This window comes from Enterobacter sp. PP-008-ECC_S150, assembly GCF_045257065.1.
GTDB classification, from domain to species: domain Bacteria; phylum Pseudomonadota; class Gammaproteobacteria; order Enterobacterales; family Enterobacteriaceae; genus Enterobacter; species Enterobacter chengduensis.
The window spans coordinates 182,175-197,853 of sequence record NZ_JBJHHG010000007.1 but is presented as its reverse complement, the minus strand read 5'-3'; the positions used below and the strand labels follow the sequence as shown (position 1 = coordinate 197,853).

14 protein-coding genes are annotated in these 15,679 nt (G+C 57.4%); 8 read left to right on the top strand and 6 right to left on the bottom strand.

Going from position 1 to position 15,679, the window contains the following annotated elements:
- Nucleotides 1–289 precede the first annotated feature (289 nt).
- The 5 genes from ssuB to ssuE are packed head-to-tail and all read right to left on the bottom strand — an operon-like array spanning nucleotide 290 to nucleotide 4,530.
- Nucleotides 290–1,060 carry an aliphatic sulfonates ABC transporter ATP-binding protein gene (ssuB, locus tag ACJBF3_RS10415; protein ID WP_045330799.1) on the bottom strand — a complete coding sequence of 257 codons (771 nt, stop codon included), beginning with the start codon at nucleotides 1,058–1,060 and terminating at the stop codon, nucleotides 290–292.
- Entirely contained in the window at nucleotides 1,057–1,848 is a 792-nt protein-coding gene (gene ssuC, locus ACJBF3_RS10410) for an aliphatic sulfonate ABC transporter permease SsuC (RefSeq protein WP_045330797.1), read from the bottom strand. The genes ssuB and ssuC overlap by 4 nt, the downstream gene beginning before the upstream one ends.
- Nucleotides 1,849–1,857: 9 nt before the next feature.
- Nucleotides 1,858–3,003 (bottom strand): FMNH2-dependent alkanesulfonate monooxygenase, encoded by a 1,146-nt coding sequence (gene ssuD, locus ACJBF3_RS10405; RefSeq protein WP_045330795.1) that lies wholly within the window; start codon nucleotides 3,001–3,003, stop codon nucleotides 1,858–1,860.
- A complete protein-coding gene (locus ACJBF3_RS10400) occupies nucleotides 3,000–3,962 on the bottom strand; it encodes a sulfonate ABC transporter substrate-binding protein (RefSeq protein ID WP_045330792.1) in 963 nt (320 codons plus the stop codon). The genes ssuD and ACJBF3_RS10400 overlap by 4 nt, the downstream gene beginning before the upstream one ends.
- Nucleotides 3,955–4,530 carry an NADPH-dependent FMN reductase gene (ssuE, locus tag ACJBF3_RS10395; protein ID WP_008499940.1) on the bottom strand — a complete coding sequence of 192 codons (576 nt, stop codon included), beginning with the start codon at nucleotides 4,528–4,530 and terminating at the stop codon, nucleotides 3,955–3,957. Before ssuE ends, ACJBF3_RS10400 begins: the two co-directional genes overlap by 8 nt.
- Nucleotides 4,531–4,778: 248 nt before the next feature.
- On the opposite strand from ssuE, the gene pyrD reads away from it, so the two are divergent.
- Together pyrD and zapC are read left to right on the top strand one after the other, a co-directional pair.
- Complete coding sequence (gene pyrD, locus ACJBF3_RS10390; RefSeq protein WP_045330790.1) at nucleotides 4,779–5,789, top strand: quinone-dependent dihydroorotate dehydrogenase; 1,011 nt, start codon at nucleotides 4,779–4,781, stop codon at nucleotides 5,787–5,789.
- A 166-nt stretch (nucleotides 5,790–5,955) separates the two neighbouring features.
- Nucleotides 5,956–6,498 carry a cell division protein ZapC gene (gene zapC, locus ACJBF3_RS10385; protein WP_023311020.1) on the top strand — a complete coding sequence of 181 codons (543 nt, stop codon included), beginning with the start codon at nucleotides 5,956–5,958 and terminating at the stop codon, nucleotides 6,496–6,498.
- Here the strand turns inward: zapC and ACJBF3_RS10380 are convergent.
- Complete coding sequence (locus tag ACJBF3_RS10380) at nucleotides 6,495–7,604, bottom strand: YcbX family protein (RefSeq protein ID WP_045330787.1); 1,110 nt, start codon at nucleotides 7,602–7,604, stop codon at nucleotides 6,495–6,497. The genes zapC and ACJBF3_RS10380 overlap by 4 nt on opposite strands.
- Before the next feature lie 98 nt (nucleotides 7,605–7,702).
- Between ACJBF3_RS10380 and rlmKL the strand changes: the two genes are divergently transcribed.
- The 6 genes from rlmKL to rmf all read left to right on the top strand — a co-directional run bounded on the left by rlmKL (nucleotide 7,703) and on the right by rmf (nucleotide 15,630).
- Complete coding sequence (gene rlmKL, locus ACJBF3_RS10375; protein ID WP_045330784.1) at nucleotides 7,703–9,811, top strand: bifunctional 23S rRNA (guanine(2069)-N(7))-methyltransferase RlmK/23S rRNA (guanine(2445)-N(2))-methyltransferase RlmL; 2,109 nt, start codon at nucleotides 7,703–7,705, stop codon at nucleotides 9,809–9,811.
- A 12-nt stretch (nucleotides 9,812–9,823) separates the two neighbouring features.
- Nucleotides 9,824–11,731: an ABC transporter ATP-binding protein gene (locus ACJBF3_RS10370; RefSeq protein WP_045330783.1), complete on the top strand. Its 1,908-nt coding sequence runs from the start codon at nucleotides 9,824–9,826 to the stop codon at nucleotides 11,729–11,731.
- A 13-nt stretch (nucleotides 11,732–11,744) separates the two neighbouring features.
- Nucleotides 11,745–12,998 (top strand): membrane integrity-associated transporter subunit PqiA, encoded by a 1,254-nt coding sequence (pqiA, locus tag ACJBF3_RS10365; protein WP_045330782.1) that lies wholly within the window; start codon nucleotides 11,745–11,747, stop codon nucleotides 12,996–12,998.
- A 4-nt stretch (nucleotides 12,999–13,002) separates the two neighbouring features.
- Nucleotides 13,003–14,643 (top strand): intermembrane transport protein PqiB, encoded by a 1,641-nt coding sequence (pqiB, locus tag ACJBF3_RS10360; protein WP_045330781.1) that lies wholly within the window; start codon nucleotides 13,003–13,005, stop codon nucleotides 14,641–14,643.
- Nucleotides 14,640–15,206, top strand: coding sequence for a membrane integrity-associated transporter subunit PqiC (pqiC, locus tag ACJBF3_RS10355; protein WP_045330780.1), 567 nt, complete (start codon nucleotides 14,640–14,642; stop codon nucleotides 15,204–15,206). The genes pqiB and pqiC overlap by 4 nt, the downstream gene beginning before the upstream one ends.
- 256 nt (nucleotides 15,207–15,462) lie before the next feature.
- Entirely contained in the window at nucleotides 15,463–15,630 is a 168-nt protein-coding gene (gene rmf / locus ACJBF3_RS10350) for a ribosome modulation factor (RefSeq protein WP_013097261.1), read from the top strand.
- Nucleotides 15,631–15,679: the final 49 nt, after the last annotated feature.

The window sequence follows — 15,679 nt, the reverse complement described above, 5'->3', positions numbered from 1 at the left end:
ATGCAGGCTCATGCCCGACCCGATAGCCTGAAGGAATAAGCTGAGGGCACCGCGAAGCGGCGATTTACCGCCGGGAGCCCGGGTCGCCAGGGTGGTGGCGATTGAGCCACCCTGGCACGTTCACCGGTCATTTTGTCACAAAGTAGCAAGGAACATGAAGTGAACGGAATGACCACTACAGCCGTATGTTCTCCCCCTCACCCCAACCCTCTCCCTCAATGGAGAGGGGGCCGACTGTGCTGGCATTATTTTGTGGGGATCCCTCAGCCCTGTGGGAGAGGGCCGGGCATCAGGCATTAGCCTTAGCTCGCTGTAACTCCGTGCTCCCGCGCTTCATCACTCGATCTAATACCTCAGCTTCGAGCTCAGCCAGTCTTGCCGAGCCCACGCGACGAGGTCGAGGAAGATCAACCGTCAGATCCAGACCAATTTTTCCATCCTCTATCAACAGCACCCGATCCGCCATCGCGACGGCTTCGCTCACGTCATGCGTCACCAGCAGTACCGTAAAGCCGTGCGCCTGCCACAGGGATACAATCAGATCCTGCATTTCGATGCGCGTCAGGGCGTCGAGCGCGCCAAGGGGCTCATCAAGCAACAGCAGGCCCGGACGGTGAATCAACGCTCGCGCCAGCGCCACGCGCTGCTTCTGCCCGCCCGAGAGGGCTGCAGGCCATTCACCCGCTCGATTTTCCAGCCCAACGGCGGCCAGCGCCTGACGGGCTTCGTCCCGCCAGCTGCCCTTAAGACCGAGCCCGACATTGTCGATAACCGTCTTCCACGGCAGCAGGCGCGCGTCCTGGAACATCATGCGGGTATCGTCCTGAATATTCGCAAGCGGCGTTGTCCCTGCCAGAATGTCGCCGCCGTTAGGGGCTTCCAGTCCGGCCAGCAGCCGTAGCAGGGTACTCTTGCCGCCGCCGCTGCGGCCGACAACGGCCACAAACTGGCCGGCGGGAATATGCAGATCCAGCCCGTTCAGAATGGTGTTTTCACCGTAGCGTTTGGTCACGCCGTTCAGCAGTAGCGGCGTTCCCTGGTTCAGTCGTGCAGTATTCATGCTTTCGCCTCCTGAAGGGTATAGGCCGGGTTCCAGCGCAGCCAGCTGCGTTCCAGCCACTGGGCGCTGACGTCGGCAAGTTTGCCGAGCAGGGCGTACAGAATGATGGCAACCACCACCACGTCCGTTTGCAGAAATTCGCGGGCATTCATCGCCAAGTAGCCAATGCCGGAGTTGGCCGAAATGGTCTCTGCCACAATCAGCGTCAGCCACATCAGGCCGAGCGCAAAACGCACCCCAACCATAATGGAGGGCAGGGCGCCCGGCAGAATCACGTGAACAAAGAGGGAAAAACCCGACAAGCCGTAGCTGCGCGCCATCTCCACCAGACCGCGATCGATATTGCGGATGCCGTGCCAGGTGTTGATGTAGATCGGGAACAATGTGCCCAGCGCCACGAGGAAGATCTTGGCGCTCTCATCGATTCCAAACCACAGGATAACCAGCGGGATCAGCGCCAGATGCGGCACGTTACGCAGCATCTGTATCGACGTATCCAGCAGACGCTCCCCCCAGCGGGACAGGCCGCTGATCAGGCCCAGAGCCAGGCCGATGCTGCCGCCGATGGAAAACCCGATTACCGCGCGCCAGGAGCTGATCGCCAGATGTTGCCACAGCTCACCGCTCACGCTCAGCGACCAGAACGCTTCTACAACGCCCTCAGGTGAGGGCAGAATGCGGCTCGACAGCCAGCCGGTGGACGACGCGAGCTGCCAGAGAGCCACAATGCCGACGGGTAAAAACCACGGCGCGGCGCGCAGCAGCCATTTTTGTGAGGTGGCAGACATGGTCACTCCTTAGCTCTGCGCGGCTTTGCGTGGAATAAACTCGTTCGCCACGGCTTCGCCCTGAAGCTGGAGCCGCTGCGGCTGCGGAACCTCCGGAATGGCGACATCCAGGTGCGGGAACAACAGCTCGCCCACCTTGTAGGCCTCTTCCAGGTGCGGATAGCCGGAGAGAATAAAGCTGTCGATACCCAGCTCGGCGTATTCATTGATGCGCGCGGCCACGGTCGGGCCGTCGCCGACCAGCGCGGTACCTGCACCGCCGCGCACCAGGCCAACGCCCGCCCACAGGTTCGGGCTAATCTCCAGGTTCTCGCGCTTGCCGTTGTGCAGGGACGCCATCCTGTGCTGTCCGACGGAGTCGGTTTTGGCAAACGCGGCCTGCGCCTTTGCGATGGTCTCATCATCCAGATGGGAAATCAGACGGTCGGCGGCCTGCCAGGCTTCTTCATTGGTTTCGCGCACAATCACGTGCAGGCGAATACCGAAGCGCACCTTGCGGCCATGGGCGGCCGCTTTAGCGCGTACCTGGGCAATTTTTTCTTTCACCAGCTCGGGCGGTTCACCCCAGGTCAGATAGAGATCGACCTGCTCGGCCGCCAGATCCTGGGCAACGTCCGACGATCCGCCAAAATAGAGCGGCGGGCGCGGCTGCTGCACCGGCGGGAAGTAGAGCTTCGCGTCGCGGACGTGGATATGCTTGCCTTCAAAGGTAACCGTTTCGCCTTCCAGCAGGCGTCTCCAGACGCGCGTGAACTCGGCAGAGGCCTCGTAGCGCTCGGTATGATCGAGGAACACCCCATCGCCCGCCAGCTCCTGCGGGTCGCTGCCCGTCACCAGGTTAAACAGGGCGCGGCCGTTGGACAGTCTGTCAAGCGTCGCCGCCTGACGCGCCGCCACGGTGGGGGAGACCACGCTCGGGCGTAACGCCACCAGGAACTTCAGGCGCTGGGTAACCGGGATCATCGATGCAGCCACCAGCCAGGCATCTTCACATGAACGTCCGGTTGGGATCAGTACCCCGGTGAAACCGATGCGGTCCGCCGCCTGCGCAATCTGCTGCAGGTAGCCGTGGTCAACCGGGCGCGAGCCCTCTTCTGTACCAAGATAGTGTCCATCACCGTGGGTGGGTAAAAACCAGAAAAGATTCAGACTCATGATTTAGCTCCTTCTTTGCCTGCGGGCTGCCAGATGCGTTCGCGAATAGTGACCTGTTTTGGCACCAGGTGGTTTTGATAGAAAAGGTCAGCCGTTTGCTGCTGAAGCGTGGCGACGTGTGCGTCAACGGGCGTAATGGTGGTCGGCGGACGGTGGTTGAGATAGCTCGCGATCACCGGCTCAGGTAAGCCCATGGTTTTCGCCAGCAGGGCAATGCTCTCCTGACGCTGGGTCTGGGTCAGCGCATCGGCCTGGGTAAAGGTATCCAGCACGCCCTGAATAAATGCGCCGTTCTTTTCCGCATAAGGACGCGCGGCGAGATAGAACGAGCCGGTCTGTTTCAGCGTGGTGCCGTCTTTCAGCACGCGAACGCCGCCCTGCAGCAACGCGGCGGAATAGTACGGATCCCAGATGGCCCAGGCATCCACGTTCTTCTGCTGGAACGCAGCGCGCGCGTCGGCAGGCGTCAGGTAAACGGGCTGAATGTCGGTGAACTTAAGCCCGGCCTCCTGCAGGGCGCGCAGGAGCAGGTTGTGCGAGCTGGAACCCTTCTGAAACGCCACCTTATGACCTTTAAGATCGGCGACGCTTTTAATGTCGCTGTTTTCAGGCACCAGAATCACCTCGGCCTTCGGCTTGGGCGGCTCAACGCCAACATAGACGAGGTCCGCCCCCGCCGCCTGGGCGAATATCGGCGGAATATCGCCCGTGCTGCCGATATCGATACTGCCGACGTTCAGGGCCTCCAGCATCTGCGGGCCAGCCGGGAACTCCACCCAGGAGAATTTGGTGTTCGGGTAGCGTTTTTCCAGCAGCTGGTGGCTTTTCGCCAGCACCATGCTGACGCTGCCTTTCTGATAGCCGATACGTAAACTTTCCGGCGCCGTTTCTGCGGCATGGGCCAGCGAGGTCAGCGCCATCAGACCAGCCAGTCCGATGCGGGTTAACGTTTTAAACATGAGCGACTCCTTGAGGCTGACCAAACGCCGGGGCCTGGATATCCCGACGGTGCAGGGCATGCCAGAAGGTTTCCAGAGCGTTATCGAGGCGGGTTTGCAGGTTGGGCGTAAAGTGGGGTTTGTGCTGATAGTCGATGACCTGGGAGTCATCCGCGAAAACGCCGTGGAGGATCTCCTGCGCCTTCAGCGCGTTCAGCACCGGCTTGAGGGCGTAATCTACGGCCAGCAAATGGGCAACCGTACCGCCCGTTGCCAGCGGCAGCACCACCTTACCGTCCAGGGCGCGTTCCGGAAGCAGATCGAGCAGCGTTTTTAGCGCCCCGGAAAAAGAGGCTTTATAAATAGGCGTCGCCACAATTAAGCCGTCAGCGCCGTTAAGCTGCTCGATGAGCGTTTTCAGCGCCGGGCTGTCGAAACGGGCATAGAGCAGATCTTCAGGTTCGAAGTTATGCAGGTTCCAGTGGCACACTTCCACATCCAGGGCATTGAGTTTTTCGCGGGCATATTCCAGCAGGGCGCTGGAGCGCGATGGGAATCGTGGACTTCCGGCCAGGGTAATGACGCGCATACTTCCTCCTTATAACCAATTGTTTGCTTTTATCTAACATTCATAACATTTTGAAGGAGTGTGACATCGCGCGGTTATTCCACTAAATGATTTATCTGCAATTTAAATGCGAAAAAGTGCATAAGAATGAGACGGGCAGGAAAACGATTGCGTTTTACGCTGCTTTTTTGCCGCAGGTCAATTCCCTTTCGCGCGCGGATCGCCCATAATCCCCTCCCGGTTTGCACACCGGGAATCCAGGAGAGTTCATGTACTACCCCTTCGTTCGTAAAGCCCTTTTCCAGCTCGACCCTGAGCGCGCTCATGAATTGACATTCCAGCAGTTACGTCGCATTACCGGAACGCCTCTGGCCGCGCTGGTGCGCCAGCATGTGCCGGTAAAACCCGTGCAGTGCATGGGGCTCACCTTTAAAAATCCGCTGGGTCTGGCGGCCGGTCTGGACAAAAACGGCGAGTGCATTGACGCCCTGGGCGCGATGGGCTTTGGCTCCATTGAAATTGGCACCGTCACCCCGCGCCCGCAGCCGGGAAATGACAAGCCGCGCCTGTTCCGCCTGGTTGAAGCCGAAGGGCTGATCAACCGCATGGGCTTTAATAACCTCGGTGTTGATCACCTGGTAGAGAACGTTAAAAAAGCCCATTTTGACGGAATATTAGGCATCAATATCGGCAAAAATAAAGACACGCCTGTCGAGCAGGGTAAAGATGACTACCTGATTTGTATGGAAAAAGTCTACGCCTATGCCGGTTATATTGCGGTGAATATTTCTTCTCCCAATACCCCGGGGCTGCGTTCCTTACAATATGGCGAAGCGCTGGACGATCTTCTGAGCGCCATTAAAAATAAGCAAAACGAACTCCAGGCGATCCACCATAAATATGTTCCGGTGGCGGTTAAGATCGCGCCGGATCTTTCTGCTGAAGAATTGATCCAGGTTGCCGACAGTTTAGTTCGTCATAATATTGATGGTGTGATTGCGACCAATACGACGCTCGATCGTTCCCTCGTGCAGGGAATGAAAAACTGTGACGAAGCGGGTGGGTTAAGCGGACGTCCGGTGCAGTTAAAAAGCACCGAAATTATTCGCGCCCTGTCTGCGGAATTAAAAGGACGCCTGCCGATTATTGGCGTCGGCGGTATCGACTCCGTGATTGCTGCGCGCGAGAAGATGGCGGCGGGAGCGTCGCTGGTGCAAATTTATTCCGGCTTTATTTTCAAAGGGCCGCCGCTGATTAAAGAAATCGTTACGCATATCTAATCTTTTCTCCTTATCAGACAACCAGGGCTTTATTTCCAGCCCTGGTTGTTTTATATTCCGTCACTGTTGCTTATTTAAACATTATAGTCTTTTATTAATGGTGTTATAAACGAGGCGGCAAACAGGACATTTTTAGTACAGGACGTTTCGGGGACGGGAGAGAGATATGCGAATTAAACCTGACGATAACTGGCGCTGGTATTTTTGCGACGAGCATGACCGAATGATGCTCGATTTAGCCAATGGCATGTTGTTTCGTTCTCGTTTTGCCCGCCGCATGTTAACCCCGGACGCGTTTTCCCCGTCGGGCTTTTGCGTTGATGACGCTGCGCTTTATTTCTCCTTTGAAGAAAAATGCCGCGATCTGGTGCTCTCAAAAGAGCAGCGCGCAGAGCTGGTATTAAATGCGCTGGTGGCCATTCGTTTCCTGAAACCGCAGATGCCAAAAAGCTGGCATTTTCTTGCGCATGGTATGAGCTGGACCCCGGCAACGGGCGATGCGGCCAGCGTCAATCTGAGCGATACCGCCGAAGAGGTGAGCCTGTTAGTGGTTGAGCCGGGCGAAAATGCCGCGCTTTGTCTGCTGGCGCAGCCCGGCGTCACGATTGCCGGGCGGACGATGCAGCTTGGAGATGCCATCAAAGTCATGAACGACAGGCTGAAGCCACAGCTGCGCGTCGATTCCTTCAGCCTCGAACAGGCGGTTTAAGCTTCCAGCTGTACGGACGTTTTTGGTACGCAGCTACAGCACAGAATGGTCCCGTCATCACCCACTGCAGATTTTTTCAGCGCAGTCACTTCACCTTCTACCAGCTTGATGCGGCAGCATCCGCAAATTCCCGCGCGACAGGAATAGGGTACGCGAATACCGGCCTGCTCCAGCTGCTCCAGTAATACCTGCTGATTGTTGCCACGGATTGCCGTGCCCTGCCAGTGAATCTCTACCGCAGCGGCAACGTTTGTCTCAACGTCAACAAACTCCTCCTCCTGGCCCGGGCCGTACGCTCTTGCAGGCCCACGGGCAAGGATCTCGACCTCATCACCGACGCGGATTGCGCCGCTGGTGCGCGGGATGAGGTTCTGGCCGAAATCGACGTCGCCGTTATCCTGCGCGGTGCGGAACGACTGCAGCGTCTTCAGCGGTTCGCCGGAAGGGTGCTTCTGGCCTTTCTCAGGGCTCACCGTCGTGAAAATGCAGCGACTGCAGGGCTTCACCACGTCAAAAATGACGCTGCCAATGCGGATCACTTTCCAGGTGTCTTCTTCCCAGGCGTCGGCACCCGTTACCACCAGGTTCGGACGGAACTGTTCCATCTGAACGCTGGCTTTGCACCGGCCTTGTAAATCACGCAGCGAGGCTTCGTTGGTCAGCAGGAACGGAAAGCCATCGGCGAAGGAGAGGGGAACGGCGTCATGACGATTCACGCGCCGCGTCAGTTCAGGCCCCACCCAGCGCAGTTGCACGTCGCGGGAGAAGAAGCCGCTCAGCCAGCGGTTTATCTCATCCGGGGCGATGCGTGCGGTAAAATGGTTACCCCACACTTCCGTTGGCGCGTCGACGGGCGCAAAATCAGCAAAGCGAATCACCGCGCTGGAACCGTCCGGCGCGCTCAAATGCAAACCGTCGTGAAGCGGGGAAGGGGTAAAGCGAACCATCTGCGGGAACTGGCGTGCGGTAATGAACGTGCCGTCCGGCTCGGTGACCATAAAAATGCGATCGAAGGCGAATCCGCTCATGTCGGCCAGCGCGTGAGAGACGCCGATGCCGCGCATGGATTTCACCGGATGAATAAAAAGCCTGGATAACGTCGCCACTGCACACTCCCACAAATGAAAATAAGCCTTCAACTTTATGACATACACGCCATATTAGCTATAATGCGCGACAATTTTCTAAGAGTAAAAGTGACGATATGAATTCTCTGTTTGCCAGTACGGCCCGTGGGCTGGAAGAGCTGTTAAAAACTGAACTGGAAAGCCTGGGCGCGCAAGAGTGCCAGGTGGTTCAGGGTGGTGTCCATTTTGAGGGCGACACGCGGCTTATTTACCAGAGCCTGATGTGGAGCCGTCTGGCGTCGCGCATCATGCTGCCGATGAAGGAGTGCAGGGTCTACAGTGACCTGGATCTCTATACCGGCGTTCAGATGATCGACTGGACAGAGATCTTCACCCCGAATGCTACCTTTGCGGTGCACTTTAACGGCGTGAACGACGAGATCCGCAACAGCCAGTACGGTGCCCTGCGCGTAAAAGACGCCATCGTGGACTGCTTCACGCGCAAAAATAAGGAACGTCCGAACGTCGATCGTGAGAACCCGGATCTGCGTATCAACGTCTGGCTGAACGGCGACACGGCAAGCATCTCTCTCGATCTGAGTGGCGCCGGCCTGCACCTGCGCGGCTACCGCGATCGCACCGGGATGGCACCAATCAAAGAGACCCTGGCGGCCGCGATCGTCATGCGTTCCGGCTGGCAGCCGGGCACACCGCTGCTCGATCCGATGTGTGGTTCCGGTACGCTGCTGATTGAAGCCGCGATGCTGGCCACCGACCGTGCGCCAGGGCTGCACCGTGGCCACTGGGGCTTTAAGGGCTGGGCGCAGCACGATGAAGCCCTCTGGAAAGAGGTCAAAGACGAGGCGCAGACCCGCGCGCGTAAGGGCCTGGCGGAGTACACCTCGCATTTCTACGGTTCGGACAGCGATCCGCGCGTCATTGAGCGCGCGCGCAGCAACGCCCGCCGCGCCGGTATCGGCGAACTGGTCACCTTCGAGGTGAAGGACGTGGCGAACCTGACCAACCCGCTGCCGAAAGGCCCGTACGGTACCGTGATCAGCAACCCGCCATACGGCGAGCGTCTCGACAGCGAACCGGCGCTGATCGCCCTGCACAGCCTGCTGGGCCGCAACATGAAGGACCACTTCGGCGGCTGGAACCTGTCTCTGTTCAGCGCCTCGCCGGAACTGCTGAGCTGCCTGCAGCTGCGCGCCGATCGCCAGTTTAAGGCGAAAAACGGCCCGCTGGACTGCGTGCAGAAAAACTACCATCTGGCGGAGAAGGCGGCCGACAGCAAGCCGTCCGGCGTGGCGGAAGATTACGCCAACCGCCTGCGCAAAAATCTGAAGAAATTTGAGAAGTGGGCGAAGCAGGAGGGCATTGAATGCTATCGCCTGTACGATGCCGATCTGCCGGAATACAACGTGGCGGTTGACCGCTACGCGGACTGGGTGGTGATTCAGGAATATGCGCCCCCGAAAACCATTGATGCGCAAAAAGCGCGTCAGCGCATGCTGGACGTCATTGCCGCCACCATCGCCGTACTGGGTATTGCGCCAAACAGGCTGGTGCTGAAAACCCGCGAGCGTCAGAAAGGCAAAAACCAGTATCAGAAGATGGGTGAGAAGGGCGACTTTATCGAGGTGGGCGAATACAACGCCCGCCTGTGGGTCAACCTGACCGACTATCTCGATACCGGCCTGTTCCTCGACCACCGTATCGCCCGCCGCATGCTGGGCCAGATGAGCAAGGGCAAAGACTTCCTGAACCTCTTCTCCTATACCGGCAGCGCCAGCGTGCATGCGGGTCTGGGCGGGGCGCGCAGCACCACTACGGTGGATATGTCGCGTACCTATCTGGAGTGGGCGGAACGCAACCTGCGCCTGAACGGGTTAACCGGACGTCAGCACCGCCTGATGCAGGCCGACGTGCTGGGCTGGCTGCGCGACACCGACGAGCAGTTTGACCTGATCTTTATCGATCCGCCGACCTTCTCCAACTCCAAGCGTATGGAAGATAGCTTTGACGTTCAACGCGATCACCTGCGCCTGATGACCGACCTGAAGCGCCTGCTGCGCAAGGGCGGCACCATTATGTTCTCGAACAACAAACGCGGCTTCCGTATGGATCACGACGGCTTAGCGGCCCTGGGACTGAAAGCACAAGAAATCAGCCAAAAAACGCTGTCTCAGGACTTTGCGCGTAACCGTCAAATCCATAACTGCTGGTTGATTACCGCGGTCTGAAAGGAAAAATAAATGTCTTTAATTAGTATGCACGGCGCGTGGCTCTCCTTCAGCGACTCACCGCTTCTCGACAATGCAGAGCTGCATATCGAAGATAACGAGCGCGTCTGCCTGGTGGGCCGTAACGGCGCGGGTAAATCCACGCTGATGAAAATCCTCAACCGCGAGCAAGGCCTGGATGACGGGCGTATTGTTTACGAGCAGGATCTGATTGTCTCCCGCCTGCAGCAGGATCCACCGCGTCACGTGACCGGCAGCGTGTACGATTTCGTGGCGGAGGGGATCTCCGAGCAGGCCGAATACCTGAAGCGTTATCACGAGATTTCGCATCTGGTGATGACCGATCCGAGCGACAAAAACCTCAACGAGCTGGCGAAAGTGCAGGAGATGCTCGATCATCACGGCCTGTGGCAGCTTGAAAACCGCATTAATGAAGTGCTGGCGCAGCTCGGTCTGGAACCCGATATGGAGCTGTCGGCACTCTCCGGCGGCTGGCTGCGTAAAGCAGCCCTGGGCCGCGCGCTGGTCAGCGGGCCGAAGGTGCTGCTGCTGGACGAACCGACTAACCACCTGGATATTGAAGCTATCGACTGGCTGGAAGGGTTCCTGAAAACCTTCAGCGGCACCATCATCTTTATCTCGCACGACCGTTCGTTTATTCGCAATATGGCGACGCGTATTGTCGACCTCGATCGCGGCAAGCTGGTGACCTATCCCGGCGATTACGATACCTATCTGCTCGAAAAAGAAGAAAACCTGCGCGTGGAAGAGCTGCAAAATGCCGAGTTCGACCGCAAGCTGGCGCAGGAAGAGGTCTGGATCCGCCAGGGCATTAAAGCTCGCCGTACCCGTAACGAAGGCCGCGTGCGTGCCCTGAAGGCGATGCGCCGCGAGCGCAGCGAACGCCGTGAAGTGATGGGCAGCGCCAAAATGCAGGTGGAAGAGGCGTCCCGCTCCGGCAAGATTGTCTTCGAAATGGAGAACGTTAACTATCAGGTTGACGGTAAAGTGCTGGTGAAGGACTTCTCCGCGCAGGTTCAGCGCGGCGACAAAATAGCCCTGATTGGCCCGAACGGCTGCGGTAAAACCACGCTGCTGAAGCTGATGCTCGGCCAGCTGCAGGCAGACAGCGGCCGCATTCACTGCGGGACCAAGCTGGAAGTGGCCTACTTCGACCAGCACCGCGCGGAGCTGGATCCCGACCGGACGGTGATGGATAACCTCGCGGAAGGCAAGCAGGAGGTGATGGTGAACGGCAAGCCGCGTCACGTGCTGGGCTACCTGCAGGACTTCCTGTTCCATCCGAAACGCGCCATGACGCCGGTGCGTGCGCTGTCGGGGGGGGAGCGAAACCGTCTTCTGCTGGCGCGCCTGTTCCTGAAGCCAAGCAACCTGCTGATCCTCGATGAACCAACGAACGACCTGGATGTCGAAACGCTGGAACTGCTCGAAGAGCTGATTGACGGTTATCAGGGTACCGTGATGCTGGTCAGCCACGATCGTCAGTTCGTGGACAACACCGTGACCGAATGCTGGATCTTCGAGGGTGAAGGGCGAATCGGCCAGTACGTTGGCGGTTATCATGATGCAAAAGGGCAGCAGGCCCAGTCGCTGGCGATAAAACAGGCGAAATCCAAAAATGGACCGGAACCTGCTGTCGCAAAAGCAGAAACTGTCAAGAAAACCTCGGCTAAACTAAGTTATAACCTGCAGCGCGAACTGGAGGGGCTACCCCAGCGTCTTGAAGAGCTGGAGGCTGCGCTTGAGGATCTGCAATCGCAGGTTGCTGATGCGTCATTCTTTACCCAATCGCATGACTATACTCAGAAAGTACTGGCTGAACTCTCCGCGGCTGAAAAAGCCCTGGAAGAGGCCTTTGAGCGCTGGGAGTACCTTGAGTCTCTGAAAAACGGCGCATAAACAGGGATAACATATGTGTGACCAGCACCATGCCGACCGGCATATTTTATGCTCGCAATGCGATATGCTCGTGGCGTTGCCAGAGCTTGGTCACGGACATAAAGCCCTGTGTCCACGTTGCGGGACGACGTTGACAACCGAGTGGGACGCGCCAAGGCAGCGTCCCACTGCCTACGCTCTGGCGGCACTGTTCATGCTGCTGCTCTCCAATCTCTTCCCCTTCATCTATATGAAGGTGGGGGGAATGACCAGCCAGGTGGATCTGCTGGAGATCCCGGGCGTCATGTTCTCGGAAGATTACGCCAGCCTCGGCACCTTTTTTCTCCTGTTTGTCCAGATAGTCCCGGCCTTGTGCCTGATCGTTATCCTTTTGCTGGTGAACCGCGTCAGGATGCCGACATCACTGAAAATCTGGCTCGCGCGTATCCTGTTCCAGCTCAAAAGCTGGGGCATGGCCGAGATTTTTCTGGCGGGCATTCTGGTCAGCTTCGTGAAGCTGATGGCCTACGGCGATGTGGGCATCGGCAGCAGCTTTATTCCGTGGTGCCTGTACTGCGTTCTGCAGCTGCGCGCATTTCAGTGCGTGGACAGGCGCTGGGCATGGGATGATATCGCCCCGGCACCGACGCTTGCGCAGACGGTGAAGGTCGGCGTGCCCGGCATTCGTCAGGGGCTGCGTTCTTGCCCATGCTGCACCGCCGTGCTGCCCGCCGATCTCGACGTGTGTCCGCGCTGTGAAACCAAAGGTCACGTACGCCGTAAAAATAGCCTGCAGTGGACGATGGCGCTGCTGGTCACGTCCATCATGCTCTATCTGCCTGCCAATATTCTGCCGATCATGATTACCGATTTGCTCGGTGACAAAATGCCCTCGACGATCCTGGCCGGGGTCATTCTGCTGTGGGGCGAAGGTTCTTATCCGGTCGCTGGGGTTATTTTTATCGCCAGTATTATGGTGCCCACCTTAAAAATGATCGCCATCGCCTGGCTCTGCTGGGATGCGAAGGGGTATGGGAAACGCGACAGCGAACGTATGCACCTGATTTATGAAGTGGTCGAATTTGTCGGACGCTGGTCGATGATTGACGTGTTTGTCATCGCCGTTCTCTCTGCGCTGGTGCGGATGGGCGGTTTGATGAGTATTTATCCCGCGATGGGGGCTTTAATGTTTGCACTGGTGGTAATTATGACCATGTTTGCGGCCATGACCTTCGACCCTCGTTTATCGTGGGATCGTGAGCCTGAATCAAGCCATGAGGAAGAGTAAGAGCATGGAAAATAAGAGTGGAGAGGCGAAAGTGCAGAAGGTCAAAAACTGGTCGCCGGTGTGGATTTTTCCCATCGTGACTGCGCTGATCGGTGCCTGGATCCTGTTTTATCATTACAGCCATCAGGGACCGGAAGTCACGCTGATCACCACCAATGCCGAGGGAATTGAGGGCGGTAAAACGACCATCAAAAGCCGTAGCGTGGATGTGGGCGTGGTGGAAAGCGCAACCCTGACCGACGATTTAACCCATGTGGAGATTAAGGCGCGCCTTAATGCCGGCATGGAAAAACTGCTGCACGGCGATTCCGTTTTCTGGGTTGTTAAGCCGCAGGTGGGGCGTGAGGGCATCAGCGGCTTAGGGACGCTGCTTTCGGGTGCCTACATTGAGCTGCAGCCGGGCGCCAAGGGTAACCAGCCTGCCAAATACCAGCTTCTGGATTCACCGCCGCTTGCGCCGCCGGATGCCAAGGGCATCCGCGTCATCCTCGACAGTAAAAAAGCGGGCCAGCTTACGGCGGGCGACCCGGTCCTGTTCCGCGGCTATCGCGTCGGGTCCGTTGAGAAAAGCACGTTCGATCCGCAGAAACGCGCGATCAGCTATCAGCTCTTTATCAATGCGCCTAACGATCGGCTGGTCACCAGCAACGTCCGTTTCTGGAAAGACAGCGGGATCGCGGTGGATCTGACGTCGGCAGGCATGCGCGTTGAGATGGGCTCGCTGACCACGCTGTTTGGCGGCGGCGTGAGTTTTGACGTGCCGGAAGGTCTGGATTTGGGGCAGCCGGTCGCAGAGAACACCGCTTTCCGTCTCTTTGACGATCAGCGAAGCATTCAGGACGCGCTCTATACCGATCACGTTGACTTCCTGATGTTCTTTAAGGACTCCGTTCGCGGCCTGCAGCCGGGCGCACCGGTGGAGTTCCGCGGTATTCGTCTGGGTACGGTTGGACAAGTTCCCTTCTTTGTCCCGGGCCTGAGCCAGATGCTGGATGATGATTACCGCATTCCGGTGCTGATTCGCATCGAGCCGGAACGTCTGCTTAATCAGATTGGTGAGAGCCAGGATATTGCCACCCATATCAGTCAACTGATGGAGCGCGGCCTGCGCGGGTCGCTGAAAACCGGCAACCTGGTAACCGGTGCCCTGTATGTGGATATGGACTTCTACCCGAAAGCGCCGCCGATTACCGGTATTCGTGAATTCGGTGGTTACAAGATCATCCCAACGGTGAGCAGCGGTCTGGCGCAGATCCAGCAGCGTCTGATGGAGACCCTGGATAAGATTAACAATCTGCCACTGAATCCGATGATCGAAGCGGCGACGAACTCGCTGAGCGAAAGCCAGGCAACGATGCGTCGTCTGCAAACCACGCTGGATAACATCAATAAGATCACCGCGAGCCAGAGTATGCAGCAGCTGCCGCAGGACATGCAGAAAACGCTGCGTGAGCTGAACCGCAGTATGCAGGGCTTCCAGCCGGGCTCAGCGGCCTATAACAAGATGGTGGCAGACATGCAGCGTCTTGATCAGGTCTTACGTGAACTGCAGCCGGTGCTGAAAACGCTCAACGAGAAGAGCAATGCGCTGGTGTTCGAAGCGAAAGATAAAAAGGATCCTGAGCCGAAGAGGGCGAAACAATGAAAAAATGGCTAGCGATTGTAGGAGCAATGGTACTCACGGCCTGTAGCTCAGGGAGTGAAACAAAAAGCTACTATCAGCTACCGCTGATGGCACAGGCTGGTACCCAGAGTACCGCTTCGCAGGGAAACCGTCAGCTGTGGGTTGAGCAGGTTGCCGTGCCGGATTATCTGGCAGGAAACGGCGTGGTTTATCAGACCAGCGACGTTAAATACGTGATTGCGACCAACAACCTGTGGGCCAGCCCGCTGGATCAGCAGCTGCGCAACACGCTGGTGGCCAACCTGGGCAGCCAGCTTCCGGGCTGGGTTGTCGCGTCGCAGCCGTTGGGTAACGACCAGGATACGCTGAACGTCACGGTCACGGCCTTCCATGGCCGCTATGACGGTGCGGTGGTGATCGGTGGGGAGTGGTTGCTGAACCATCAGGGGCAGCTGATTAAGCGTCCTTTCCATCTGGAGCTGAAGCAGCAAAAAGATGGCTATGACGAAATGGTGAAAGTGCTGGCTCAGGGCTGGGCACAGGAGTCGGCCAGCATCGCGAGAGAAATTTCCCGGATGCCATAAGTAAAATTCATCATCAAAAACCGCAGTTGGCCTGTCGCTGATTGCGGTTTTTTTTTCGTTTTCACTTCAGATCGTTACTTGTGCCACGTCACAATTTTTGTACAAATGAACTTCCAGCTAGCTCACAAATATGACACCCGTATGAATTTTGAACATTGACGCTACGACTAATTCGGGGTATTCGTTATCTGTGCCTGTGCATCGAGTGCAGACACTGTTTTCTTTCCACCAGACAAAAGAATGAGGGAAACGAGGCATGAAGAGACAGAAACGAGATCGCCTGGAACGGGCTCATCAACGTGGTTATCAGGCCGGCATCGCTGGACGTTCTAAAGAAATGTGTCCTTATCAGACGATAAATCAAAGGTCACAATGGCTTGGAGGCTGGCGAGAAGCCATCGGCGACAGGGCACTCATAGCCTGATAACGTCTCTTTCAAAAAAGAAACCTCCGCAATGCGGAGGTTTCGCCTT

Bases quoted from the DNA above. Each gene is read 5' to 3' on its own strand.
- rlmKL (WP_045330784.1), top strand. From the start codon at position 7,703: ATGAATTCTCTGTTTGCCAGTACGGCCCGTGGGCTGGAAGAGCTGTTA.
- pqiB (WP_045330781.1), top strand. From the start codon at position 13,003: ATGGAAAATAAGAGTGGAGAGGCGAAAGTGCAGAAGGTCAAAAACTGG.
- pqiA (WP_045330782.1), top strand. From the start codon at position 11,745: ATGTGTGACCAGCACCATGCCGACCGGCATATTTTATGCTCGCAATGC.
- ACJBF3_RS10370 (WP_045330783.1), top strand. From the start codon at position 9,824: ATGTCTTTAATTAGTATGCACGGCGCGTGGCTCTCCTTCAGCGACTCA.
- ssuB (WP_045330799.1), bottom strand. From the start codon at position 1,060: ATGAATACTGCACGACTGAACCAGGGAACGCCGCTACTGCTGAACGGC.
- pqiC (WP_045330780.1), top strand. From the start codon at position 14,640: ATGAAAAAATGGCTAGCGATTGTAGGAGCAATGGTACTCACGGCCTGT.
- pyrD (WP_045330790.1), top strand. From the start codon at position 4,779: ATGTACTACCCCTTCGTTCGTAAAGCCCTTTTCCAGCTCGACCCTGAG.
- zapC (WP_023311020.1), top strand. From the start codon at position 5,956: ATGCGAATTAAACCTGACGATAACTGGCGCTGGTATTTTTGCGACGAG.
- ssuC (WP_045330797.1), bottom strand. From the start codon at position 1,848: ATGTCTGCCACCTCACAAAAATGGCTGCTGCGCGCCGCGCCGTGGTTT.
- ssuD (WP_045330795.1), bottom strand. From the start codon at position 3,003: ATGAGTCTGAATCTTTTCTGGTTTTTACCCACCCACGGTGATGGACAC.
- ssuE (WP_008499940.1), bottom strand. From the start codon at position 4,530: ATGCGCGTCATTACCCTGGCCGGAAGTCCACGATTCCCATCGCGCTCC.
- ACJBF3_RS10400 (WP_045330792.1), bottom strand. From the start codon at position 3,962: ATGTTTAAAACGTTAACCCGCATCGGACTGGCTGGTCTGATGGCGCTG.
- rmf (WP_013097261.1), top strand. From the start codon at position 15,463: ATGAAGAGACAGAAACGAGATCGCCTGGAACGGGCTCATCAACGTGGT.